20 protein-coding genes, 1 other RNA gene and 1 pseudogene are annotated in these 24,591 nt (G+C 41.5%); 15 read left to right on the top strand and 7 right to left on the bottom strand.

Going from position 1 to position 24,591, the window contains the following annotated elements; translation table 11 throughout:
• Positions 1-207 precede the first annotated feature (207 nt).
• The 7 genes from clpP (at position 208) to Xets_RS09195 (ending at position 8,476) form a co-directional block, all read left to right on the top strand.
• Positions 208-831, top strand: a complete 624-nt coding sequence (gene clpP / locus Xets_RS09225) for an ATP-dependent Clp endopeptidase proteolytic subunit ClpP (RefSeq protein WP_099132487.1) — start codon at positions 208-210, stop codon at positions 829-831.
• A gap of 138 nt (positions 832-969) precedes the next feature.
• Positions 970-2,241, top strand: coding sequence for an ATP-dependent protease ATP-binding subunit ClpX (gene clpX, locus Xets_RS09220; RefSeq protein ID WP_099132488.1), 1,272 nt, complete (start codon positions 970-972; stop codon positions 2,239-2,241).
• Between the two features lie 205 nt (positions 2,242-2,446).
• Entirely contained in the window at positions 2,447-4,801 is a 2,355-nt protein-coding gene (lon, locus tag Xets_RS09215; RefSeq protein ID WP_099132489.1) for an endopeptidase La, read from the top strand.
• A 234-nt stretch (positions 4,802-5,035) separates the two neighbouring features.
• Positions 5,036-5,320 (top strand): nucleoid-associated protein HU-beta, encoded by a 285-nt coding sequence (hupB, locus tag Xets_RS09210; protein WP_222941544.1) that lies wholly within the window; start codon positions 5,036-5,038, stop codon positions 5,318-5,320.
• 174 nt (positions 5,321-5,494) lie between these two features.
• Positions 5,495-7,375 (top strand): peptidylprolyl isomerase, encoded by a 1,881-nt coding sequence (ppiD, locus tag Xets_RS09205; RefSeq protein WP_099132491.1) that lies wholly within the window; start codon positions 5,495-5,497, stop codon positions 7,373-7,375.
• A 163-nt stretch (positions 7,376-7,538) separates the two neighbouring features.
• Positions 7,539-7,922 carry a ComEA family DNA-binding protein gene (locus tag Xets_RS09200; RefSeq protein WP_099132492.1) on the top strand — a complete coding sequence of 128 codons (384 nt, stop codon included), beginning with the start codon at positions 7,539-7,541 and terminating at the stop codon, positions 7,920-7,922.
• A gap of 146 nt (positions 7,923-8,068) precedes the next feature.
• On the top strand, positions 8,069-8,476 hold the full coding sequence (locus Xets_RS09195; protein ID WP_099132493.1) for a thioesterase family protein: 408 nt from the start codon (positions 8,069-8,071) through the stop codon (positions 8,474-8,476).
• Between the two features lie 71 nt (positions 8,477-8,547).
• Here the strand turns inward: Xets_RS09195 and queC are convergent, their stop codons facing one another.
• Both queC and Xets_RS09185 read right to left on the bottom strand, forming a co-directional pair.
• Positions 8,548-9,246, bottom strand: a complete 699-nt coding sequence (queC, locus tag Xets_RS09190) for a 7-cyano-7-deazaguanine synthase QueC (RefSeq protein ID WP_099132494.1) — start codon at positions 9,244-9,246, stop codon at positions 8,548-8,550.
• 32 nt (positions 9,247-9,278) lie between these two features.
• The gene (locus Xets_RS09185; protein WP_187651486.1) at positions 9,279-10,331 is read right to left on the bottom strand and encodes a PLP-dependent cysteine synthase family protein; all 1,053 of its coding nucleotides are present in this window, start codon (positions 10,329-10,331) and stop codon (positions 9,279-9,281) included.
• A 122-nt stretch (positions 10,332-10,453) separates the two neighbouring features.
• Here Xets_RS09185 and Xets_RS09180 point away from each other — a divergent pair, with 122 nt between their 5' ends.
• The 5 genes from Xets_RS09180 (at position 10,454) to amtB (ending at position 16,296) form a co-directional block, all read left to right on the top strand.
• Positions 10,454-10,927: an Lrp/AsnC family transcriptional regulator gene (locus tag Xets_RS09180; protein ID WP_099132496.1), complete on the top strand. Its 474-nt coding sequence runs from the start codon at positions 10,454-10,456 to the stop codon at positions 10,925-10,927.
• 57 nt (positions 10,928-10,984) lie between these two features.
• Positions 10,985-12,733, top strand: coding sequence for a SmdA family multidrug ABC transporter permease/ATP-binding protein (locus Xets_RS09175; protein WP_187651485.1), 1,749 nt, complete (start codon positions 10,985-10,987; stop codon positions 12,731-12,733).
• Entirely contained in the window at positions 12,726-14,495 is a 1,770-nt protein-coding gene (locus Xets_RS09170) for a SmdB family multidrug efflux ABC transporter permease/ATP-binding protein (RefSeq protein ID WP_187651484.1), read from the top strand. Before Xets_RS09175 ends, Xets_RS09170 begins: the two co-directional genes overlap by 8 nt.
• Before the next feature lie 168 nt (positions 14,496-14,663).
• Positions 14,664-15,002: a P-II family nitrogen regulator gene (glnK, locus tag Xets_RS09165; RefSeq protein ID WP_047766799.1), complete on the top strand. Its 339-nt coding sequence runs from the start codon at positions 14,664-14,666 to the stop codon at positions 15,000-15,002.
• 13 nt (positions 15,003-15,015) lie between these two features.
• Positions 15,016-16,296 (top strand): ammonium transporter AmtB, encoded by a 1,281-nt coding sequence (gene amtB, locus Xets_RS09160; RefSeq protein ID WP_099132499.1) that lies wholly within the window; start codon positions 15,016-15,018, stop codon positions 16,294-16,296.
• Between the two features lie 82 nt (positions 16,297-16,378).
• On the opposite strand, the gene tesB is transcribed toward amtB, so the two are convergent.
• Complete coding sequence (gene tesB, locus Xets_RS09155) at positions 16,379-17,233, bottom strand: acyl-CoA thioesterase II (protein WP_099132500.1); 855 nt, start codon at positions 17,231-17,233, stop codon at positions 16,379-16,381.
• 543 nt (positions 17,234-17,776) lie between these two features.
• On the opposite strand from tesB, the gene ffs reads away from it, so the two are divergent.
• An RNA gene (gene ffs / locus Xets_RS09150) (signal recognition particle sRNA small type) lies at positions 17,777-17,873 on the top strand.
• A gap of 89 nt (positions 17,874-17,962) precedes the next feature.
• Here ffs and Xets_RS09145 read toward each other — a convergent pair.
• From Xets_RS09145 to Xets_RS09130, 4 genes are all read right to left on the bottom strand, one after another.
• Positions 17,963-18,166 carry an HHA domain-containing protein gene (locus tag Xets_RS09145; protein ID WP_047766794.1) on the bottom strand — a complete coding sequence of 68 codons (204 nt, stop codon included), beginning with the start codon at positions 18,164-18,166 and terminating at the stop codon, positions 17,963-17,965.
• 48 nt (positions 18,167-18,214) lie between these two features.
• Positions 18,215-18,583, bottom strand: a complete 369-nt coding sequence (gene tomB, locus Xets_RS09140; protein WP_099132501.1) for an Hha toxicity modulator TomB — start codon at positions 18,581-18,583, stop codon at positions 18,215-18,217.
• 638 nt (positions 18,584-19,221) lie between these two features.
• Positions 19,222-22,371: an efflux RND transporter permease subunit gene (locus Xets_RS09135; protein WP_099132502.1), complete on the bottom strand. Its 3,150-nt coding sequence runs from the start codon at positions 22,369-22,371 to the stop codon at positions 19,222-19,224.
• A 14-nt stretch (positions 22,372-22,385) separates the two neighbouring features.
• Positions 22,386-23,585 (bottom strand): efflux RND transporter periplasmic adaptor subunit, encoded by a 1,200-nt coding sequence (locus Xets_RS09130; protein ID WP_099132503.1) that lies wholly within the window; start codon positions 23,583-23,585, stop codon positions 22,386-22,388.
• A 142-nt stretch (positions 23,586-23,727) separates the two neighbouring features.
• On the opposite strand from Xets_RS09130, the gene acrR reads away from it, so the two are divergent.
• Both acrR and Xets_RS09120 read left to right on the top strand, forming a co-directional pair.
• Positions 23,728-24,378, top strand: a complete 651-nt coding sequence (gene acrR, locus Xets_RS09125) for a multidrug efflux transporter transcriptional repressor AcrR (protein ID WP_187651483.1) — start codon at positions 23,728-23,730, stop codon at positions 24,376-24,378.
• Positions 24,375-24,589 (top strand): annotated as a pseudogene (locus Xets_RS09120) (DsrE family protein); the annotation flags it as partial. The gene acrR and the pseudogene Xets_RS09120, both read left to right, overlap by 4 nt.
• Between the last annotated feature and the right edge of the window lie 2 nt (positions 24,590-24,591).

Genomic DNA, 24,591 nt, shown 5'->3' with positions numbered 1-24,591 from the left:
CCCGCAGGCTGTGCTTGCGGGTTTTTTTATTGTTCTTGAAAAAAACAGATTTAACCTCATATCCTTTCTTACTATTATGTAAGAGCTTACTACTTTTTAGAGGGGAAAAGCCCCTTGTTAGTTAACTTTGGATCATGGTCATCATCGCTTATCTCAAGTAGAATCAGTTATGAATGGCACCAGCGTGAGTTCTATTAGGAGACGGAAATGTCATACAGTGGCAAGCAAGATCAATATGCACCTAACATGTCTTTGGTGCCGATGGTGGTTGAACAAACAGCACGTGGCGAGCGAGCATTTGATATCTTCTCCCGCTTATTAAAGGATCGTATTATTTTTCTGACTGGGCCTGTTGAAGATCATATGGCGAACTTGATCGTTGCCCAAATGCTATTCTTGGAAGCAGAAAACCCAGAAAAAGATATTCATTTATATATCAACTCACCTGGTGGAGTTATTACGGCAGGCATGTCTATTTATGACACGATGCAGTTTATCAAACCAGATGTGAGTACTATTTGTATGGGGCAGGCCTGTTCAATGGGAGCATTCCTGCTGACTGCTGGAGCAGAAGGGAAGCGTTTCTGTCTGCCAAATTCCAGAGTTATGATTCACCAGCCATTAGGCGGTTTCCAGGGACAGGCGACTGATATTGAGATCCATGCGCAGGAAATCCTCAAGGTTAAAGCGCGTATGAACGAATTGATGGCGCAACATACTGGACAGCCACTTGAGAAGATCGTTAAGGATACAGAACGCGATCGTTTCTTGTCAGCTGAAGAATCCGTAGAATACGGGTTGGTTGATAGTATATTCACCCAGCGCAGCTAATTATTAATAATTACTTTATTACTCCGATGCTGGCCTTTTCTCTAAGTTTGATGTTGACGCCAATCTAAGCGGAGTAATAGCGTTTTTTCTGTTATGCCGGACAAACTGGGATAACAGTTCATAAAGTGAGGTTGACTGATGACAGATAAGCGCAAAGACGGTTCAGGAAAGCTGCTGTATTGCTCTTTCTGCGGGAAAAGCCAACATGAAGTACGGAAATTAATAGCCGGCCCGTCAGTGTATATCTGCGATGAATGTGTCGATTTGTGTAACGATATCATTCGCGAAGAAATTAAAGAACTGGTACCACATCGTGAGCGAAGCGCGTTGCCTACTCCTCATGAAATTCGACAACATCTGGATGATTATGTTATCGGCCAGGAAACAGCGAAAAAAGTGTTAGCAGTTGCGGTTTATAACCATTACAAGAGATTGCGTAATGGTGATTCCACTAACGGTGTGGAACTCGGCAAAAGTAATATTCTGTTGATTGGCCCGACAGGTAGCGGTAAGACGTTGTTGGCAGAGACATTAGCTCGCTATTTAGACGTTCCGTTTACTATGGCTGACGCCACGACATTAACCGAAGCGGGTTATGTTGGGGAAGATGTAGAAAATATTATCCAAAAACTTCTGCAAAAATGTGACTACGATGTGCAGAAAGCACAACGTGGTATCGTGTATATTGATGAAATTGATAAAATTTCCCGTAAGTCTGATAATCCATCAATTACTCGCGATGTGTCAGGAGAAGGGGTTCAGCAGGCCCTGTTGAAACTGATTGAAGGCACTGTGGCAGCGGTTCCTCCTCAAGGTGGTCGTAAGCATCCACAGCAGGAATTCTTGCAAGTTGATACTTCCAAAATTCTGTTTATCTGCGGTGGTGCATTTGCCGGTTTGGATAAAGTTGTCAGCCAGCGTTTGAATATCAGTTCAGGTATTGGTTTTAGTGCTACAGTTAGGGGTGAATCAGAGAAAGCCACAGAAGGTGAATTGCTGTCTGAGGTTGAACCGGAAGATTTGATTAAATTTGGGCTAATTCCCGAATTCATTGGCCGTCTGCCAGTCGTGGCAACGCTGACCGAACTTAATGAAGAAGCACTGATCCAGATCCTACAGGAACCGAAAAATGCGCTGACCAAACAGTATCAAGCCCTGTTTAACCTTGAGGGTGTTGAACTGGAGTTCAGAAAAGAAGCATTGACTGCCATAGCGAAAAAAGCAATGGCACGTAAAACGGGTGCTCGTGGTCTTCGTTCAATTGTTGAGGACGTTTTACTGGATACAATGTACGATCTGCCATCGATGGAACACGTAGAGAAAGTTGTCGTTGATGAAACGGTTGTTGAAGATAATTCCGCACCATTATTGATATATAGCAAGCCGGATGCCCAAGTTTCTGGTGAGTGAAGAAATGGAGTAGGAAGCACCGATTATCAATATGCATTGAAAAAACAAATGAGGGATACTCCCTCATTTTGTTTTTTGCCGGTATAGGCTATTGAATGTCAGATTCCTGTCCCCATATATTTTATATTCTTTGAAGTGAAACTCGTGAAAACCGTGTTTCACGAGATTCCTAAAACTGGCGAAAGCTAAACGAAGAGAGAGCTCTATGAATCCTGAGCGTTCTGAACGCATAGAAATCCCTGTATTGCCTTTGCGCGATGTAGTGGTTTACCCACATATGGTGATCCCTCTGTTTGTTGGGCGTGAGAAGTCGATTCATTGCCTGGAAGCAGCAATGGAGCATGACAAACAAGTCATGTTGGTCGCGCAAAAAGAAGCATCTACTGATGAGCCGGGAGTCAATGATCTTTTCTCCGTAGGTACAGTGGCTTCTGTTTTACAGATGTTAAAGTTGCCAGATGGCACAGTAAAAGTTCTGGTTGAAGGCTTGCAGCGTGCTCGCATTACCACGTTGACGGATAATGGCGAGTATTTCTATGCACAAGTTGAATACTCTGAATCTCCTGACGTTGATGAACGTGAGCAAGAAGTTCTGGTAAGAACGGTTATTAACCAGTTTGAAGGTTACGTCAAACTGAATAAAAAGATCCCGCCAGAAGTATTGACATCGTTGCACAGTATTGAAGATGCGGCAAAATTAGCAGATACCATCGCTGCACATATGCCTTTGAAAATCAATGACAAACAGACGGTTTTAGAAATGTCTAATGTTGTTGAACGCATTGAATATCTGATAGCAATGATGGAATCAGAAATCGATCTGTTACAGGTAGAAAAACGTATCCGTAATCGCGTTAAAAAACAGATGGAAAAAAGCCAGCGCGAGTACTACCTGAATGAGCAAATGAAAGCGATTCAGAAAGAATTGGGTGAGATGGATGATGCACCTGATGAATATGAGACGCTGAAACGTAAGATCGAAGACGCGAAAATGCCGAAAGAGGCTCACGAGAAAGCCGAAGCTGAATTGCAGAAATTAAAAATGATGTCTCCGATGTCGGCTGAAGCAACGGTTGTTCGTAGTTACATTGACTGGATGGTGCAAGTTCCTTGGGTTTCACGTAGCAAGGTAAAAAAAGATTTAGTAAAAGCTCAGGAAGTGCTGGATACAGATCATTATGGTTTGGAGCGTGTCAAAGAGCGTATTCTTGAATATCTTGCGGTACAGAGCCGCGTTAGCAAGCTTAAGGGGCCAATACTTTGTTTGGTAGGGCCTCCTGGTGTGGGCAAAACCTCATTGGGCCGTTCTATCGCGCGTGCAACTGGGCGTAAATATGTGCGTATGGCATTAGGTGGTGTACGCGATGAAGCGGAGATCCGTGGACATCGTCGTACTTATATTGGCTCAATGCCGGGCAAATTAATCCAGAAAATGTCCAAAGTAGGGGTTAAAAATCCACTGTTCTTGCTGGATGAAATCGACAAAATGTCATCCGACATGCGTGGCGACCCAGCTTCAGCATTGTTAGAAGTGCTTGATCCTGAACAAAATGTAGCATTTAACGATCATTACCTTGAAGTTGATTACGATCTCTCCGATGTCATGTTCGTGGCAACATCTAACTCTATGAATATTCCGGCTCCATTGCTGGATCGTATGGAGGTTATTCGTCTATCGGGCTATACCGAAGATGAAAAATTGAATATTGCCAAACGTCATCTGCTGCCAAAACAGATCGAGCGTAACGCTCTGAAGAAAGACGAATTGACTATCGATGATGGTGCAATTATTGGCATTATCCGTTACTACACGCGTGAGGCCGGCGTTCGTAGTTTGGAACGTGAAATCTCTAAATTGTGTCGTAAAGCGGTTAAAGCATTACTGATGGATAAGAAACTTAAGCACATCGAAATTAATGCGGATAACTTGAAAGATTATCTGGGTGTGCAAAAAGTGGATTATGGTCGTGCTGATACAGAAAATCGGGTTGGTCAGGTAACTGGCTTGGCATGGACAGAAGTGGGTGGTGATTTGCTGACGATTGAAACAGCCAGTGTACCAGGTAAAGGTAAATTGACTTATACCGGTTCATTGGGTGAAGTGATGCAGGAATCCATCCAGGCGGCATTGACAGTCGTTCGTGCCCGTGCTGATAAGTTGGGTATCAGCTCTGATTTCCATGAAAAACGTGATATTCATGTTCATGTTCCGGAAGGAGCAACGCCAAAAGATGGCCCAAGTGCGGGGATTGCAATGTGCACCGCGTTGGTCTCTTGCCTGACGGGTAATCCAGTTCGTGCTGACGTAGCCATGACAGGGGAAATTACTCTGCGTGGTTTAGTACTGCCAATCGGTGGCCTGAAAGAGAAACTGCTGGCAGCGCATCGTGGGGGAATTAAAACGGTTTTGATCCCAGATGACAATAAACGAGATCTGGAAGAGATCCCACAGAATGTGATCCAAGATCTGGAGATCCATCCCGTTAAGCGTATAGAAGATGTTTTATCTATCGCTTTGCAGGAACCCGCATTTGGCGCAGAAGTGGTATCACTAAAATAGTACAAAAATAGTGAGCTAACTCAAGAACTATGTATAAAATTCAGGTTGGTGAGCACATCCAGGCTTGCCAGCCTTTTTTTGTGTCATTAAGTTAGATTAGTCTAATTATCTGATTAAAAATTTTGCTGTTCCATGATTTCTTGCTAATACTGGAAAAGGATTGATATGACGGCATAACTGTCGTGTTATCTGTTGTAAATCGGTTTCCGTTACGATAGTAATACTAAAATGGGGATGATAAGAGTGAATAAGTCACAACTGATCGACAAAATTGCTGCTGATGCCAACCTTTCTAAGGCAGCAGCCGGACGTGTAGTAGATGCATTCATTTCTTCCGTATCTGGTGCATTGAAAAACGGTGATGATGTCGTTTTAGTGGGGTTCGGTACGTTTACTGTACGTGAGCGTGCTGCGCGTACAGGACGCAACCCTCAAACAGGCAAGGAAATCAAGATCGCAGCAGCAAAAGTACCTGCTTTCCGAGCTGGGAAGGGGTTAAAAGACGCGGTTAATGGCTAATGAGCAGGAAACAGACCCTAGTTTTTGTTATTGCCATAAACTTCAACTGACTGGGGCGTGTTGATAGGCTAGAATATAAGCGCATCAATTGATTGGTGCGCTTTTTTTCTCTTAGCGTTTGAATTGTCGTAATATGACAGTTTCTTTTTCACTAAAGCGGAGTTTTACGTCTTTATGATGGACAACCTACGCACGGCGGCGAACGGTCCTGTGCTCAAAATTGTGTTGGCTCTAATTATCCTGACTTTTTTGGTGACGGGTGTAACCGGTTACTTATCAAGCGAAAGTGGTAGTTATGCTGCCAAAGTGAATGGCCAAACCATTAGTCGTGCTCAGCTAGAGCAGGCATTTTTACAAGAAAAAAATGCTCAGCAGGAAAAGCTGGGAGATGAATTCTCAACGTTGTTAAGCGATGAACAGATGCTACAACAGCTTCGGCGCCAATCATTGGAGAGACTTATCAATGCTACTCTGATTGAACAATATGCCCGTAAGCTGGGTTTATCGGCAAGCGATAATCAGGTTGCGCAGGAGATGCGTAATCTACCGTTTCTCCAGACTGACGGCCAATTTGATAACAACAAATATCAGGAGTACTTAAGCTGGCTTGCCCATTCAAACATCAGCCCTGATAGTTTTGCGGAACAGGTTCGTCAGGAACTGATTAATCGTCAATTGAAGCAAGTTGTTATAGGTGCGGAAATTGCCTTACTGCCAGAAATAAAACGGGAAGCGGCATTACTTTTGCAAGAAAGGACAGTACGTTTTGCGACTCTTGAATTGAAGTCAATTGAAGAGAAGCAAACAGTTACCGATGAAGAGCTGAAAAAATACTATGACGCAAATAGTAAGCATTTCACTGTGCCGGAAAAAGTGAAAGTCAGTTACATCAAAATGGATGCTGCCAATGAACTGAAAAATGTCACCGTATCTGATGTTGATGTTGAAAAATACTATAAAAACAACCTGGCAAAATACACTAAACCTGAACAGAAGAAGTATAGCTTTATTCAACTGGATTCAGACTCTGCTGCTAAATCGGTTTTGGATGAGTTAAAAAAAGGAGCTGATTTTAGTCAATTGGCGTCAGAAAAATCGACTGACAAATTTTCTGCTCAAAAGGGTGGTGATTTGGGGTGGATGGAAGAAAGTTCTCTGCCTAATGAGCTAAAATCAGCGAATTTGACACAGAAAGGGCAATTTTCCGATGTGGTCAAATTAGCCAATGGATATGCCATTTTCCGTTTAGATGATATTAAGCCTCAGGAAGTCAAACCGTTGGCAGATGTGCGTTCGGAAATAGAAAAAATTGTTAAGCAGGAAAAAGCAGTTGATGCTTTCTATGCATTACAGCGGAAAGTAAGTGATGCCGCAGCTAATGATAATGAGTCTTTGGCAGCAGCAGAAAAAGCGGCGGGTTATCAAGCTGTGACCACGGACTGGTTTGATCGCGATCAGGTTCCCACTGATATTAATTTCAACCAAGTTGTTCAGGCTATTTTCTCTGGCAATTTGATTGATGATAAAGGCGCAACAGGAATTAACTCTGATGTCATTTCGGTTGAAGGCGATAGAGCTTTTATTCTGCGTGTTGACAATGTTAAGCCTGAGAAAATCCAGTCGTTTGAACAGGCTAAACCTGAAGTTACTGAATTGGTGAAACGCCAGAAAGCAGAAAAACAACTTCAGATTGAAAGTGAAAAACTACTGACTGCCCTGAAAGAAGGCAAAGGTGAGCAAGCATTGAAAACCGCGGGAATTCAGTTCGAGCAACCTACCGTGATAAAACATCTGCCACAAACCAATCAGGCTACCGATGTGGCATTCACTTTACCTCATCCTAAAGAGGGTAAGCCTGTATATGGATTAGCTCAAGATGAATTGGGTAACGCGGTGCTTATCCAATTGGATCAAGTCGTTCCTGGATCTGTTACAGATGATTTGCTCAAACAATATATGGTGGGTTATCAGTATCAGACCGGTAATATCATGCTGGAGTCATTAATAATGAATTTACGTGATGATGCGGATATTAAATTTGGTCAACTTGAATAAAATTGCGAAGTTACTCGCATCTGTTTTTGCAAAATAGTAATTGAAAAAGGCCACTTTCGTGGCCTTTCGCATATCTAAACCTTGCCTGTTGCCCAGAAATATTATTGTGGCAATCTTTCTTTCACCAACAAAACATACACCCATAAAACATGGAGAGATTTACATGAAATATTTAAGGATATTATTTAATTCATTCATGATGGCATTGTGTATCAGCATGCCATTAACTTATGCAGCTACCGTTAATGAATCTACTGATAAAATGGTGAAACAACCTGTTAAAACCACCGTTGAAGACAGTAAGGTGAAAGAAGGGGGAGAGCAAGTTTCAGGTCAGCAATTACAGGGAAAAGATGTTGTTAATATTAATACTGCAAATGCTGAAGAGTTAGCGAAAGAACTCAATGGGATTGGAGCTAAAAAAGCACAGGCGATTATTGAGTATCGTGAAAAATATGGTCCTTTTACAGCAATAGAACAATTACAGGAAGTACAAGGTATTGGTCCGATTTTTATAGAGAAAAATCGAGATAAATTGACTTACTAAGTGTTATGCCCTCTTGTGCATTGCCAGTCATTTAATCAAGAGGGCTGTGATATCGATCAAGAATAATTGATTAAACACTATTGGAATTAAATTGTTTTGCTATTGTTACATCTTGTCTGGTCGGATGAGTGTAAGGAAAAAAAGCAATGAGCACGATTATCAAAGTCAGGGGTTACCATATTGATCTTTTCCAGCATGTGAACAATGCTCGTTATTTGGAATTTATGGAAGCAGCTCGCTGGGATTTACTTACTGAAGATGACACGCTGGAATGGTTAAATAGTAAGAATATTGGTTTTGTTGTGGTGAATATCAATATTAATTATCGCCATCCAGCCGTGATTACAGATGAGCTGGAGGTGAAATCTTCGATGCGAGAGTTACGTAACAAAAGCGGTACATTTTTTCAGGAAATTATACGCAGAGGTGATAATCAAATTATTGCAGATGCTTTAACCACATTTGCTTGTATTGATTTTAAAACTCAAAAAGCATTAGTTTTAGAAGGTGAATTACGAGAAAGGATGGAAGCATATAAAAACAATGCCGAATAACGATAAAATAAAAATGTGGAATGAGAGGTTTCACGAACCTCTCACAGATCACGTTAATGAGATCGTTTTGATTAACTAAGATGGGTTTTGGATTTCATATCTAACATCGTGGCTTGGACATTGTTTAAATAATGCTTTAATCCCTGAGCCCTGAGATGGCAGGCAGCGCATTCACCGCATCCATCACCCTGAATACCGTTATAACACGTAAGGGTTTTATTGCGAACAAAGTCCAATTTTTGATAATAATCTGCCAATGCCCAAGTTTCTGCTTTGTTTAACCACATTAGAGGGGTTTCGAAACGAATATCACGAGCGATACCAAGGCTGACTGCTTTATTGAGTGCTTTGACAAATTCATCACGGCAATCTGGGTAGCCCGAAAAATCTGTTTCACAAACGCCAGTAATAACGACTTCAGCTTCAACCTGATAAGCATAAATTGCCGCCAGAGTTAAAAATAATATATTACGGCCAGGCACAAAAGTACTTGGGAGACCACTTTTTTCACTTTCACTGAAATCGGGTACGGGAATGCTGTCTCTTGTCAGGCTACTGATTGCGAGCTCGTTCAATAAAGTAACATCAAGTACTTTGTGGGCAGCAGTACCCAATTCTTTGCTTATACGACACGCTACATCAATTTCAGCATGATGACGCTGTCCATAATCAAAGGTGACACAGTGAACTTCGTCATATTGATGGAGTGCCTGAATTAAACAAGTGCTGGAATCCTGTCCACCACTGAATACAACAACGGCTCGTTTCATGATACCTACCTCTGTAAATTGAAGGAGATATGTTACTTATAACCATCTAACTTGGGTAGTTGTGTTAGATACTGTGTGATATCACCGATATTATTTCGAACCCACTCTGGGTTGTAATAAGTATCAAGGTAGCGCTCTCCACTATCACAGAGTAATGTCACAATTGCCCCTTGTTGGTTGTTATCGTGCATTTGCTTGGCGAGTTGTAAAGCTCCCCAGACGTTAGTTCCTGTTGATGCGCCGGTTTTTCTGCCAATTATTTTTTCAAGCCAATAAATGGTAGCAATCGTGGCAGTATCGGGAACCTGGATCATGTCATCGATAACCGTAGGAATAAAAGAAGGCTCTGCGCGTGGGCGGCCAATTCCTTCTATTTTACTGCCAGTACTTCCGCAAATATCGTGGCGGTTCTGATGGTAGCAATCGTAGAAGACGGAGTTCTCTGGATCGACAACAATGAGTTTAGTGTTGTATCCCTGATAGCGGATATAACGACCAAGTGTCGCAGATGTGCCACCTGTTCCTGCACTCATAACGATGTAAGTTGGTTCAGAAAAAGGCTCTAGTTGCATCTGGCGGAAAATACTTTCTGCAATATTATTGTTTCCTCGCCAGTCAGTTGCTCGCTCGGCATAGGTAAACTGATCCATGTAATGGCCATTAAGCTCTTTTGCCAGACGCTCTGATTCTTGATAAATCAAGGCGGAATGCTCTACAAAATGGCATTTACCGCCATAGAACTCAATCTCTTGAATTTTGCGCTTAGCAGTACAGGAAGGCATAACTGCAATAAATGGTAAACCAAGTAAGCGGGCAAAATAAGCTTCCGAAACAGCAGTACTTCCGGATGAGGCTTCAATAATAGGTGTTCCTTCCTGGATCCAACCATTAGTGAGCGCATAAAGGAACAGGGAACGCGCAAGTCGATGTTTGAGGCTACCAGTAGGATGAGTGCTCTCATCTTTGAGATAGAGGTGAATACTCGGAAATATTGGGAGGTTAAGACGAATGAGATGTGTATCAGCGCTGCGTTGATAATCAGCTTGGATAGCTTTTATGGCATTTGTAGCCCATAAAGACGACATAAATTGACCCTAAATAATAATACCGTAGTGGTATATAGATTACCCTTACATTCGGAGAAATAGATTATTATTTTTCTGAGAATATCCGTTATATTTGGGAAATATTTCTATAGGATTTAGATATGTTAGATAAAATAGACCGTAAGCTACTGGAACTGCTCCAACAGGATTGTAGTCTATCCTTGAACGCACTGGCTGAAGCCGTTAATTTGACTTCGACACCTTGCTGGAAGCGCCTTAAACGACTTGAAGATGAAGGTTATGTTGTTGGCAGGGTTGCCTTGTTAAATGGGGAAAAACTCGGTCTGAGTTTGACAGTGATAGTGATGATTAAAACCCAGCAACATAGCAGTGAATGGTATGAACAGTTTGTCACCTTTATAAAAGAGATGCCAGAAGTCTTAACATTTTATCGCATGGCTGGTGAATATGATTACCTGATGCATATAGAAGTTGTTGATATGAAGAGTTATGATCATTTCTACAAACGTATGGTAAATGGGGTTTCTGGTTTGATTGATGTTACCTCTAACTTTGCTATGGAAAAGATCAAATATACAACGGCGCTGCCAATACCAGATTCAGTAACATCATAAAGATCCCTTTGGTCGGTAGGTGCTAACTCTTTCATTTTTTACCTTGGGAATAGGTGTGTGAGATTATTTTCACAATTAAGCTGGTATTTTATTCGTGAATGGCGGTGTTATCTGGGAGCTGTCATTTTCCTCGTTTTGATTGCGGTGCTGCAACTCATTCCTCCCCACTTAGTTGGGATTATCGTTGATGGCATTAGCACAAAAACAATGACCTTCCGCCAGCTATTAATGTTGCTGGGGTTAATGCTGTTCATTGCTTTGGCAATCTATGGTCTGCGATATGTTTGGCGTGTATGGTTGTTCGGTGCTTCTTATCGGCTAGCTGTTAAGCTGCGTGGTGACTTCTACAAGCGTTTGAGTAGTCAGAATCCTGAATTTTATTTACGTTATAGAACAGGCGATCTCATGGCGCGCGCAACAAATGATGTTGACAGAGTTGTTTTTGCCGCAGGTGAGGGAGTCCTTACTTTGGTTGATGCTTTAGTTATGGGGTGTTCTGTCCTAATTGTAATGAGCGTCGAGATCAGTTGGCAATTAACATTGTTGTCATTATCACCGATGCCCATTATGGCCTTGGCGATTAAGCATTATGGGAATCAGCTTCATCATCGTTTTAAATCTGCGCAAGGCGCATTTTCTGTACTGAATAACCATGCGCAGGAAAGTTTGACTAGTATCCGTATGATAAAAGCGTTTGGATTGGAAGAACTTCAATCTAATCAGTTTGAAGAAGTTGCTATTGATGCTGGGCGTAAGAATATGCATGTTGCGCGTGTAGATGCGCGTTTTGACCCCACCATTTTCATTGCTATTACTGTTGCAAACCTTTTGGCTGTCGGTGGAGGGAGTTGGATGGTGGTGAATGGTTCCATGACCCTTGGTGAATTGACCAGTTTTGTCATGTATCTGGGATTGATGATCTGGCCTATGTTGGCATTGGCATGGATGTTCAACATTGTTGAGAGAGGAAGTGCTGCTTATACACGCATCCGCAGTTTGTTGCAGGAACCACTGGTAACCGAAGATGGCGTGTTGTCTTTGTCTTCAGAACGGGGGAGCTTGCAGGCAAATATCAACAAATTTACCTATCCTCAAAGTGATAAACCTGTTTTGGAAAATATCCATTTCCAACTAGAGCCTGGTCAGTTATTGGGGCTTTGTGGATCAACGGGGGCAGGGAAGAGTACTTTATTGGCTTTGTTACAACGGCAGTTTGATGTAACTGATGGAGCTATTCTTTTCCAGTCAAAAAATATCTCTGCGCTTCGAATGGAAGAGTGGCGTTCACGCTTGGCTATTGTCAACCAAACTCCTTTCCTGTTTTCGGATACGGTTGCAGGTAATATTGCGTTGGGACGACCCGATGCAACCCAAGAGCAAATAGAAGAAGTCGCTCGCTTAGCAAGTGTACATGATGATATTTTGCGATTGCCTCAAGGTTATCAAACGGAAGTGGGAGAACGCGGTGTGATGCTTTCCGGGGGGCAAAAACAGCGTATATCCATTGCCAGAGCTTTGCTGTTAGAGACGGAGATTTTAATCCTTGATGATGCTCTATCAGCCGTTGATGGTCACACGGAACACCAGATTATGAAAAATCTTAGCCAATGGCGGCAACAGCGCACTGTTATTATCAGTGCGCATCGGCTGTCGGCATTAACGGAAGCAGATAATATTTTGGTTATGCAACATGGCTCGGTTATACAACACGGCCAGCATAAACAGCTTATCACCCAATTAGGTTGGTATTCCGATATGTACCATTACCAACAACTAGAAGCTGCATTGGGTGGAGAAAATGACTAAAACTCATATAGGTAAGCTATGGCCGTCATTAAAGCGCTTGCTTTCTTACGGCAAAAATTACCGCAAACCGATGCTCATTGCTGTATTGATGTTGTGGATTGCTGCATTGGCAGAGGTAAGCGGACCTCTGCTTGTGAGCTATTTTATCGACAATATGGTTGCAACGGGAAATTTACCGCTCGATATTGTCGGTGGGCTGGCCGCAATATTCTTGATTTTGCAGCTTATTGCTGCCGCTTTACACTATTATCAAACATTATTTTTTAATCAGGCATCTGTGGGAGTGGTGCAGAAGCTTCGTACTGATGTGATGGATTCAGCATTACGTCAGCCATTAAGTGCTTTTGATAATCAACCAGTTGGACAACTGATATCCCGTGTAACAAATGATACTGAGGTCATTAAGGATCTGTTTGTTAATGTGATTCCAATGGTATTTCGCTGTGTTGCACTAATTGGTGCCATGCTGATAGCCATGTTTGTTTTAAATTGGCGTATGGCATGTGTTGCAATCGTAATATTTCCGGCAGTCTTGCTTGTAATGTTGATCTATCAGCGTCTTAGTACCCCAATAGTTAGGCGGGTTCGTGGTTATCTGGCTGACATTAATGATGGTTTCAATGAAGCCATTAATGGAATGAGTGTGATTCAGCAGTTTCGTCAGCAAGCCCGTTTTGGCGAGAAAATGTTGGCTACCAACCGAGCTCATTATCAGGCTCGTATGCAGGCTTTACGGTTAGATGGCATCTTATTAAGGCCATTATTGAGTTTCTTTTCTGCCGCAATATTGTGTGGTTTGCTCTTATTGTTTGGTATCAAAGGTACTGAGGTTATTGGCGTTGGTGTACTGTATGCCTTCATTAACTATCTTGGGCGATTAAATGAGCCACTGATTGAGTTGACTTCACAGCAATCGGTATTGCAGCAAGCGGTGGTTTCAGGAGAACGCGTTTTCGAATTGATGGATAGTCCACAACAGCAATATGGCAATGATTTGCGGGCGTTAGAAAGTGGCAGAATTGATATTGAAAACTTAAACTTTGCTTATCGTGGTGACAAACTTGTCTTAAGTGATATTAACCTGCATGTTCCTCCACATGGGTTTGTGGCTTTGGTTGGGCATACAGGGAGTGGAAAAAGCACTTTGGCTAATTTGATTATGGGGTACTATCCGTGGCAAGACGGTGAGATCTATCTTGACCGGCGTTCCATATCTTCGCTTTCTCACACAGTACTGCGTAATGGGGTGGCAATGGTGCAGCAAGATCCTGTTGTTTTGGCAGCGTCATTCCTCAACAATATCACGCTAGGGCGGGATATCAGTGAAGAGAAAATATGGGAAATACTAGAATTAGTTCAATTAGCTGACTTTGTTCGTAATTTACCAGATGGTTTGAATTTCGTTTTGGGAGAACAAGGGAATACACTTTCAGCAGGCCAAAAACAGCTTTTAGCAATGGCTAGAGTTTTAGTGCAAACACCACAGATCCTTATTTTGGATGAGGCAACCGCGAATATTGACTCTGGGACAGAGCAGTCAGTACAGAGAGCTCTGAGAATGATCCGCAAACAGACAACATTGGTGGTGATTGCTCATCGTCTTTCAACCATTATTGAGGCTGATTCCATATTGGTGCTGCATCGTGGTGCAATTATTGAGCAAGGTCAGCATCAACAGCTACTGGAAAAGCGTGGACGCTATTATCAAATGTACCAACTCCAGCAAGTTGGCGAGACGTTGAATGAATCAGTGCACGTTTAGTGTGCATATTTAGGCAGCGTATAGGGAGCAGATGTATTCTCTGTTCCCTTTTTTATCCCTTCTTTAGAGATGTTTTTCGATAACAAACTGATTACACATCATTTTTAACTTTTGGCATATCCCTTGCAAATATTCCCTTGTACTAACGTAGCGAAAAACGGGGGAAATATGAAACTTATTACCATCATCATAAAACCATTTAAGCTGGAGGAAGTGCGGGAAGCGCTTGCTGATATAGGTATACAAGGTATGACTATAACAGAAGTAAAGGGATTTGGACGTCAAAAAGGTCATTCCGAACTTTATCGAGGTGCTGAATACAACGTTAATTTTTTGCCCAAAGTTAAGATTGATATTGCTACCAATGATGAACGAGTTGAAGAAATTATCCATGTTGTTCAGCAGACTGCTTTCACCGGAAAAATGGGGGATGGAAAAATCTTTCTCTTTGAATTGCAGCATGCCGTCCGGATCAGGACGGGTGAAACGAATGATGCAGCACTGTAAATGAGGGGCAAAAATGAAGAATAAATTTTTATCCATAGTGTGTATTGCGGCCAGTTTTCCTTCGCTTGCTATTGCTGCGGAAAGTAATCTCAATAAAGCAGACACGGTATTTATGTTAATAAATACGATACTTGTACTTTTTATGACAATACCTGGCATTGCCCTATTTTATGGGGGATTACTACGCAGCAAAAATGTGTTGTCACTAATGTCACAGGTGATTGTCAGTTTTTCATTGGTTTGTGTGCTTTGGATTATTTATGGATACAGCATGACCTTTGAGATAGGCAACTCTTTTTGGGGTGGTTTTGGTCAGGTTATGTTAAAAAATATATCCATAACTGATCTCACTGGTAATTTTTATCAGTTAATTCATGTCGTTTTTCAAGGTGCATTTGCATGTATTACTGTTGCTTTGGTGGTGGGCGCGTTATGTGAAAGAATTCGTTTTTCTGCATTGCTGATTTTTAGTGTGTTATGGCTGACAGTATCTTATATCCCTATGGCGCATATGGTATGGGGTGGCGGCTGGCTTGCTCAGGATGGAGCTTTGGATTTTGCTGGCGGGACTGTTGTTCATATTAATGCGGCAGCAGCAGGCTTGGTTGGTGCTTACTTACTTGGGAAGCGCTCAGGCTTTGGGCGGGAAGCATTTAAACCTCATAACCTACCAATGACTTTTATTGGAACAGCGATCCTTTATATTGGATGGTTTGGCTTTAATGTGGGATCTGCTGGTGAAGTAAATGCTATTTCGGCGCTGGCTCTAGTGAATACGGTGGCAGCAACGGCGGGAGCAGTGTTGTCATGGGTTTTCTGTGAGTGGCTATTTCGCCAGAAACCTTCGCTTTTAGGAGCATGTTCCGGGTGTATTTCGGGTTTAGTGGTTATTACGCCAGCTGCTGCAACAGTTGGTATCGGTGGTGCATTGGTGATGGGGTTGATTGCAGGTATTGCTGGCTTATGGGGGGTAGTCATACTGAAGAAATGGTTACGTGTTGATGATGTTTGTGATGTATTTGGGGTACATGGAGTATGCGGCATTATTGGTTGTTTGTTGACCAGTATTTTTACTGCATCCGCTTTAGGTGGAACAGGGTTTGCTGAAGGAATGACAATGCTAAGACAGCTCGGTATTCAGGCTATTAGTATATTGGTATGTATAGTTTGGTCATCAATAGCGGCTTATATTTCATTTAAGATCGCTGATAAGTTGGTTGGGCTACGTATTAATCTTGAGTCAGAAAGAGAAGGACTTGATATTACTTCACATGGTGAAAGCGCTTATAACTGAGCACTTTTATTTATTTGCAAATAGGTATGCCGTAGTAACAGAAAAGTTGATTACGGCATACGGTTATTATTGATTTAATTCATCATAGCTTACGAATTACTCCCTCCTGAACCGCAGAAGCGATAAGCACGCCTGCACGGTTATAGATATGCCCCCGGACGAAACCACGCGCTCCTGATGCTGATGGGCTTTCGATTGAATAAAGTAACCAATCATCCATATTGAAAGGACGGTGATACCACATTGAGTGATCAATCGTGGCTATTTGCATATTTTCCGCCATAAATTTTACGCCATGGGGCTGTAGTGCCGTAGGCAGAAAATTGAAATCTGATGCATAACCCAGCAAACAATGATGAATGAATGGATCTTCTGGCATTTTTCCGTTGCTACGGAACCAAACATAACGTACAGGGACTTGGGATGAATGATTAGGTATATTTTGAAGAGGAACGAATTTCATCTCCAAGGGTGGTGTGGCAAAAACTGTTTTTAATTTTGTCGGGAGTGAGTTAGCCATTTTTTTTACAATTTCTTCTTGGGAATCTAACTCTTCGGGAGAAGGGACTAGAGGCATAGTATTTTGATGTTCAAAACTTTCTTCATGTCCTTGAAAGGACGCTGTCATGTAGAAGATAGGATGACCATTTTGTATTGCGCTGACGCGGCGGGCACTGAAACTTTTTCCATCACGCAATACTTCAATATCATAAACAATGGGTTTATGGCTATCACCTGGACGTAGAAAATAGCTATGAAAGGAGTGGATCATTCTATCATCCGCGACGGTTTGTTTTGCTGCATATAGCGCTTGGCCTATTACTTGCCCACCGAAAACTTGAGGAAATCCTAAGTCTTCACTTTGTCCTCGGTAAATTCCTTTTTCTATTTTTTCTAAATGTATCAAGTTAATTAAGTTTTGTAATGCTTGACTCATAACATGCCTTTACTTTTAGAGCATTTGAAAAGCATAAATGAAAGATATGGATAATAAACTTTTATTTATTTGAAAATAAATGGATTAAGTTGTAAATGAAATTATCCTTGAGTTTTTATTTTAGATGTGAATTATCACTGTTAATTTCATCAATGCTTATCAAATAATGCGAATGTATTGTTTTGTAGTTTTATCTTTTGATTTGTATGATTGTTTTTATTTTAAATGCTAAGGGTAGGGAAATTGTTATTTAACTTAGGTTGAAGTTGTGAAATTATGTGGTTTTTATATGACATGGCAATGATTCATTAGTGTTATTAAATATATCTATTGTTGCACCTGTTTACTGTTCGTCTACTGTGAGTTATAGCTTGAAAAAAATGCTAAAGGTATTCTGTTAAGTAAAATTATTAAATTTTTGATGTTTTTTACAACGTTATGAGTAATAAATCAGCATTCAAATGAAGTTGCCTTGCTATTTCATAATGTTTGGAAGATAATGACCACCGCTTCGAAATTTGAAGCTAACATCAATGGGGGCTCTGTTGGTTCTCCCGCAACGCTAACTTGTTAACTTGGTCAGGTCTGGAAAGAAGCAGCCATAGCAAGGGGTGTGTGTGCCGGGATGTAGCTGGTAGAGCCCTCACCAATTCCAAACTTATCATAAGATTATACTGTCAGCCGATAATAGCTACCGGCTCAAGTCACTTTCTATCTGAACATTACAGCTTAGCGGACAAATTTCCAAACAGATGATGGGATTTTATCATAGAGTTTATTCATGGTAAGTTCAGCCAAACGGTGATCAGCCGCGGAGTAGAACAATTCAAGTTCATCTTCCGAAAGCTCGTATTTATTTTTTTCAATTACACGTTCCAGTGTTTCAATAGAAGTGCATTTTCTTAAACGCATCAGATAGTCAGTTTTAGTCATAATCGCCTTATCTTATTTGGTATAAAAAAATAGTTAGGAATATATTTATCAGATTTTACTTAGAGAAGCGTTCAAATCATGTAACAGAACGTTAGTTAAGTGTTCGTTTGTTTTTTGCCATTTTGTAAGTTCAAAAAAGCTTATCTTATCACTTCCAAATAAATTATATGTTTCATCTAGATAGTCATCAATTAAGGTGCTCAGAGTGTGGTTGTCTGAGTATTTAATTTTAAAGCTCCAAACAAAAGCTGCAATGTGTTCAATCAATTCGTTTAGTTTTAAACTTTTCTCGGAGGTTAGGTCGTGAATCCAATGATTATCAGTGCGATTCAGGACGGAAAAAGCCTCATGAATTAAATTCTCGCATAAGTATTTTAATTCAGCAATATCATGTCTTCTTGGTGAATATTCATCCATAATCACCTCCGTAAACGATGTACAGCTTATTTGAACTAAGGCTTATACATGCTAATTATTATAGTCATTCTTTTAGAATAGAGCCTATCAAAACATGATTATTATTTATTAATGTTAATGCTCTATTTTACCTATCTGCCAACTAGTTTTTTTAACAATAGCTCATTTACGTTTAGTTATGACAAAAACACTAAATTCTGGCAAAGCCCCGTTTCTGGCAAGCACTAACAGTCTACTATGAAGGATAGTCATATCCACATATGCTGTGAAATATATTAAATTATACTAATACAGTAGATGCTGTAGCAATAGCACAGCAATCATTATAGGCGATTGTATTGAGACTTTCAAAATCAATATGGCGTCATTATTACATATGTCACCATCGAGATGGAACACTTTTTACCATTAAAGGTGTAATCAAGAGAAAAACAAGGAGAGTTACCAACTTATCTTCTATTTATTATAAAAAACAGAAGATGTTGTCTTTTAAACCTACTTTTTCATTCATAAGTATTTATTTTAATTAGACTATGAATGAATTTTAACGCAGATATTGTCATCCTGTAATTTGCTGTTCGAAGGAGTTTTTGCCCGTTAAAAAGGCCACATAAGTGGCCTTTTTAACATAGCTGAATTTAGTGAGAGGTTGAAATGTGTTCAAGCTCCTCATTTTTTTTCGTAAACCGCCGCTTAATGACAACGAAAAATACAGGGACGAAATAAATTGCTAACGATGTAGCTGCGATCATTCCACCCAATACTCCCGTTCCTACGGCATTTTGTGCACCTGAACCTGCGCCATTGCTCAATACCAGAGGCATAACGCCAAGCATAAAGGCTAAAGAAGTCATTAGGATTGGGCGTAAGCGCATTCTGGCTGCTTCAAGAGTTGCTTCTATTAATCCCTTGCCTTCTTTTTCTATCAAATCCTTGGCGAACTCGACGATAAGGATGGCGTTTTTCGCAGACAACCCGATGGTAGTCAGTAAGCCAACCTTAAAGTAAACGTCGTTATCCAGCCCACGTATTGATGTTGCCAGTAATGCACCGATAACCCCCAGAGGGACGACTAACATGACCGAGAACGGAACAGACCAGCTTTCATATAATGCTGCCAGGCAAAGGAATACGACAATCAATGACAGCGCATACAGAGCAGGAGCCTGATTACCGGATAGACGTTCTTGATAAGACATTCCGGTCCAGTCATAGCCAATTCCTGGCGGTAATTGTGATGCCAGTTGCTCCATAAGAGCCATTGCGTCACCAGTACTTTGGCCAGGCGCTGCTTCTCCCACAATTTCCATGGAAGGAAGACCGTTGTAGCGTTCCAGACGTGGTGAACCATAAATCCAAGGTTCTTTCGATGCATCTATGAACGCAGAAAACGGCACCATTTCTCCATGATAGTTACGAACATACAACTGGCTGATATCGCTTGGTAACATGCGGTAAGGAGCATCAGCTTGAATATAGACTTTTTTGACTCGACCGCGGTCGATAAAATCATTGACGTAAACACCGCCAAACATCGTGCTCAGGGTTGAGTTGATATTTGTCGTGGATACAGCCAAGGCTTCTGCTTTTTCCTTATCGATATAAACGCGATATTGTTGTGTGTCATTTTGCCCATTGGGGCGGACACTCGTCAGAATATCTGGGTGTTGTGCAACCATACCAAGCAATTGGTTACGTGCTTCTGTCAGTGCTGCATGCCCCAGATTTCCTTTATCAATCAACTGGAAGTCAAATCCGCTGGCAGAACCCAACTCTACAATTGAAGGAATATTGAACGCAAAGATAAGTCCTTCCTTGATTTGAGCAAAATTCGCATTTGCTCGAGCAACAATGGCCGGAACCTTATCTTTCGAATCCTTGCGCAGTTCCCAATCTTTTAAGCTAATAAATGCCAGACCTGTATTTTGCCCTTGACCACTAAAACCAAAGCCATTAACTGTAAATACAGATTTAACAACGTCTTTCTCTTTGGTATAGAAGTAGTCATTGATCTCATTCAGTACTTTTTGTGTCTGTTCCTGAGTTGAGCCAGGTGGTAATTGGACCATTGCTAGTAAAACCCCCTGATCTTCTTCTGGCAAGAAGGAGGATGGCAGACTTTTAAATATCCAAGCCATGCCAGCGATCAACATGACATAGATCACCAAATAACGCCCTGTACCACGTAACATCCGGCCGATACTATCAGTATAATGATGTGTGCTCTTTTCAAACAGATGGTTAAACCAACCAAAGAATCCGGTGTGAGTTCCATGGTCACCTTTGGCAACAGGCTTAAGCATCGTTGCACACAATGCCGGAGTCAGGATTAATGCCACCAGCACAGACAATATCATTGCTGAAACGATCGTGATTGAAAATTGGCGGTAAATCGCTCCTGTTGAACCTCCGAAGAATGCCATTGGTACAAATACAGCGGACAGCACCAGCGCGATACCGACCAGAGCGCCTTGAATCTGCCCCATTGATTTTTTGGTGGCTTCTTTCGGTGATAGCCCCTCTTCCTGCATGATTCGTTCGACGTTTTCCACTACCACAATGGCATCATCCACGAGCAGGCCTATGGCAAGTACCATAGCGAACATGGTCAATGTATTGATGGAATAGCCAAACGCAGCAAGAATGGCAAATGTACCAAGTAGTACAACCGGAACCGCAATCGTTGGGATAAAGGTAGCTCGGAAGTTTTGCAGGAACAGGTACATGACGATAAACACTAACAGAATGGCTTCTGCCAATGTTTTCACCACTTCGAAAATAGAAATTTTAACGAATGGCGTGGTGTCATACGGATAGACAATAGTCAACCCATGTGGGAAGAAAGGTTGCATTTCAGCCAGTGCTTCTTTAACGGCTTTGGAAGTATTTAAGGCGTTAGCATCAGTTGCCAGTTTGATACCAATTCCTGCTGCCGGTTTGCCATTGAAGCGACCAATGATACTGTAATTTTCCGCGCCTAATTGAATGGTAGCGACATCATGCAAACGAATTTGTGAACCGTCGGGGTTCATGCGCAGCAAAATATTGCCAAATTCTTCTGCCGAATTCAGGCGAGTTTGTGCGATGATCGAAGCATTCAAACGCTGACCTGGAACCGGTGGTGTCCCTCCTAATTGTCCGGCAGCAACCTGATTATTCTGAGCCCTGATTGCACTAATAACATCCTGAGTGGTGATCTTATAGTTGAGCAGTTTGTCAGGATTGAGCCAAATACGCATGGCATACTGCGTGCCAAAGAGCTGTGTTTCACCCACGCCAGCAACACGGCTCAATGCATCTTTGACACTACTTCCGATATAGTCAGCGATGTCATCTTGAGTCATGGAACCATCTTGAGAGATGAAACCAGCCACCATCAAAAATGAACTGGTGGTTTTATCAACACTAACACCTTGTTGCTGAACTTCTTGAGGTAATAGTGGCATGACAAGTTGCAGTTTATTTTGAACCTGAACTTGCGCGATGTCTGGATCTGTGTCTGCTTCAAAGGTCAGCATGATATTCATGCTTCCCGCAGAATCGCTGTGGGAAGACATATACACTAGGTTATCGATACCATTCATATTCTGTTCAATAACCTGTGTTACAGTATTTTGTACTGTTGTCGCGTCAGCTCCTGGGTAACTTGCTGAAATGGAAATAGTAGGTGGCGCAATAGCAGGATATTGCTCCACGGGTAATTTCATGATTGCCAACAAGCCAGATAGCATAGTGATAATCGCTATTACCCATGCAAAAATTGGCCGTTCGATAAAAAACTTAGGCATGAATCACCGACTCCTTATTGAGGCTTTTTTGCAGACTCAGCTTGATTAGCCGTAGGATTAGCATTCAAATCTGTTTCCGTTGGCTTGACCGTTATTCCCGGCGCTATTTTCTGCAACCCTGTGACGATTACTCTATCTCCAGCTTTCAGACCTTCTGTCACCAACCACTTGTTACCAATTGCCTGAGTAGCGTTGATATTGCGTAATTCTACTTTGTTATCTTTATCTACAATCAGTGTGGTTGCTTGACCGCGAGGTGTTCTGGTAACAGCTTGCTGAGGAACCAAAATCGCATTTTTGCGCACACCTTCTTCTAACTTGGTGCGAACAAACATACCTGGCAGTAATTCTTCATTCGGGTTTGGAAATACAGCACGCATAGTGATAGAGCTTGTTGTTTCGTCAACCGTCACGTCAGAAAATTCAAGGTAACCTTCTTGACTGTATTCTTGCCCAGTGTCAGTTATTAGGCGGATTTTGGTTTTTTTGTTCTCTTTCTGAACGGTTCCTTTTGCAATTTCATTTTTGAGTCGCAGATAGTCGTCACTTGATTGAGTGATATCAACATAGATAGGATCTAATTGCTGAACAATCGTTAGGGCTGTTGGCTGACCCGCAGAAACCAGCGCTCCTTCTGTGACGGTGGATTTACCCGCCCGCCCAGAAATAGGGGAGGTTACCTTGGTGTATGCCAGGTTGATTCTGGCATTTTCCAACGCAGCCTGAGAGGACTGGACATCTGCTTTTGCCTGAGCATATTCTGAATTTGCTTTATCAAATTCCTGCTTACTCACGTATTGTGTGCCTAGCAAGGATTGATAACGTTCAACGGTTAAGTGGGAAACATTCTCATTGGCTTGCGCTCTGGCTAAGCTTGCTTTGGCTTTACTGTATTCTGCTTGATAAGTTGCGGGATCTATTTGGTATAACGACTCACCAGCAACCACATCACTTCCTTCTTTATAGTTACGTTTTAGTATGATGCCGCCGACTTGAGGACGAACCTCGGCAACACGATAAGCCGATGTACGGCCTGGTAATTCTGTGATGACCGTTAGAGGTTCTGCCTTCAGCGTTACGATACCAACTTCAGGAACATGCTGGCCAGCAGCCCCTTGCTGTGTATTTTTATTGTCATTACATCCTGAAAGAATGAAACTGCCTGAAATTACCAGTAATGTGGCCAGAGGCAAAACTCCCCTGTTCTTTCGCATAAGTAAACCTCAATTTTTCAATGTTGATTCGCTAATCTAACAAGTGAAATCATTACTTCGTTGGTTAATGGGTGCTATAGTACAAACATACATGAATGTATGTAAATCAGCCTCCGTCAAAAACAAAGTTTATGGCACTAAAATGGCACGAAAAACTAAACAGCAAGCAAATCAAACTCGTCAGCAAATCATAGATGCTGCGATAAAGACCTTTTCTGAGCGTGGAGTTTCTGCTACCTCGCTATCCGATATCGCAACTGCCGCTGGTGTAACGCGCGGAGCAATTTACTGGCACTTTAAAAATAAAACAGATCTACTTTCTGTTGTTTGTAGAATGCCAGAGCATAAAATAGACGAACTAGAGAAAGAGTATCAATCAAAATATCCTGATAATCCACTTATTGCGTTGAGATATTTATTAATTTCCATGTTAAAAATGATGATTGATGATTCTCAGGTTCGGCAATTAATGGAAATTTTTTTCCATAAATGTGAATTCGTTGGAGAAATGTCTCCATTAGTAGAGGATATTAGGGAAATGTGTATTTCCGATTACAAGAAAATTGAAAAAATGTTATTTGCTTGTATTCAATCTGGAGAGCTACCCTATAATCTTGATTTCAAACGTTCTGCCATCATGTTGAGAGCATTGATGACTGGGATATTTGAGAATTGGTCATTCTCACCGGACAGTTTTAATATTCAAGAGCAATCTGCTTATTTGGTGGATAGTTTCATTGATACACTTAAATACAGCCACCATTTGCGGAACATTGAAGAAAACGAATCTTGAAGGAAGCCCGCAGCGAACTGAAATTGTTCTTGATGTCTAAGCTACAGTTGCTGGTTTGGCCGGGCAAACGTCTAAAGAAGACTATAATTTAAAACAAATGCTGGAAATTTTGACGGCACAAGGTGTCGAAGTTAAATTGTGCAAAACCTGCACTGATGCCAGGAGAATGAGTGAACTGGCATTGGTTGATAGCGTGGCAAATGATGAGTAGAT

The sequence above is a fragment of the Xenorhabdus sp. TS4 genome, from assembly GCF_014467265.1.
Classification (GTDB): Bacteria; Pseudomonadota; Gammaproteobacteria; order Enterobacterales; family Enterobacteriaceae; genus Xenorhabdus; species Xenorhabdus ehlersii.
The sequence above is the reverse complement of the archived record's forward strand: the minus strand, read 5'-3'. Positions and strand labels throughout refer to the sequence as shown.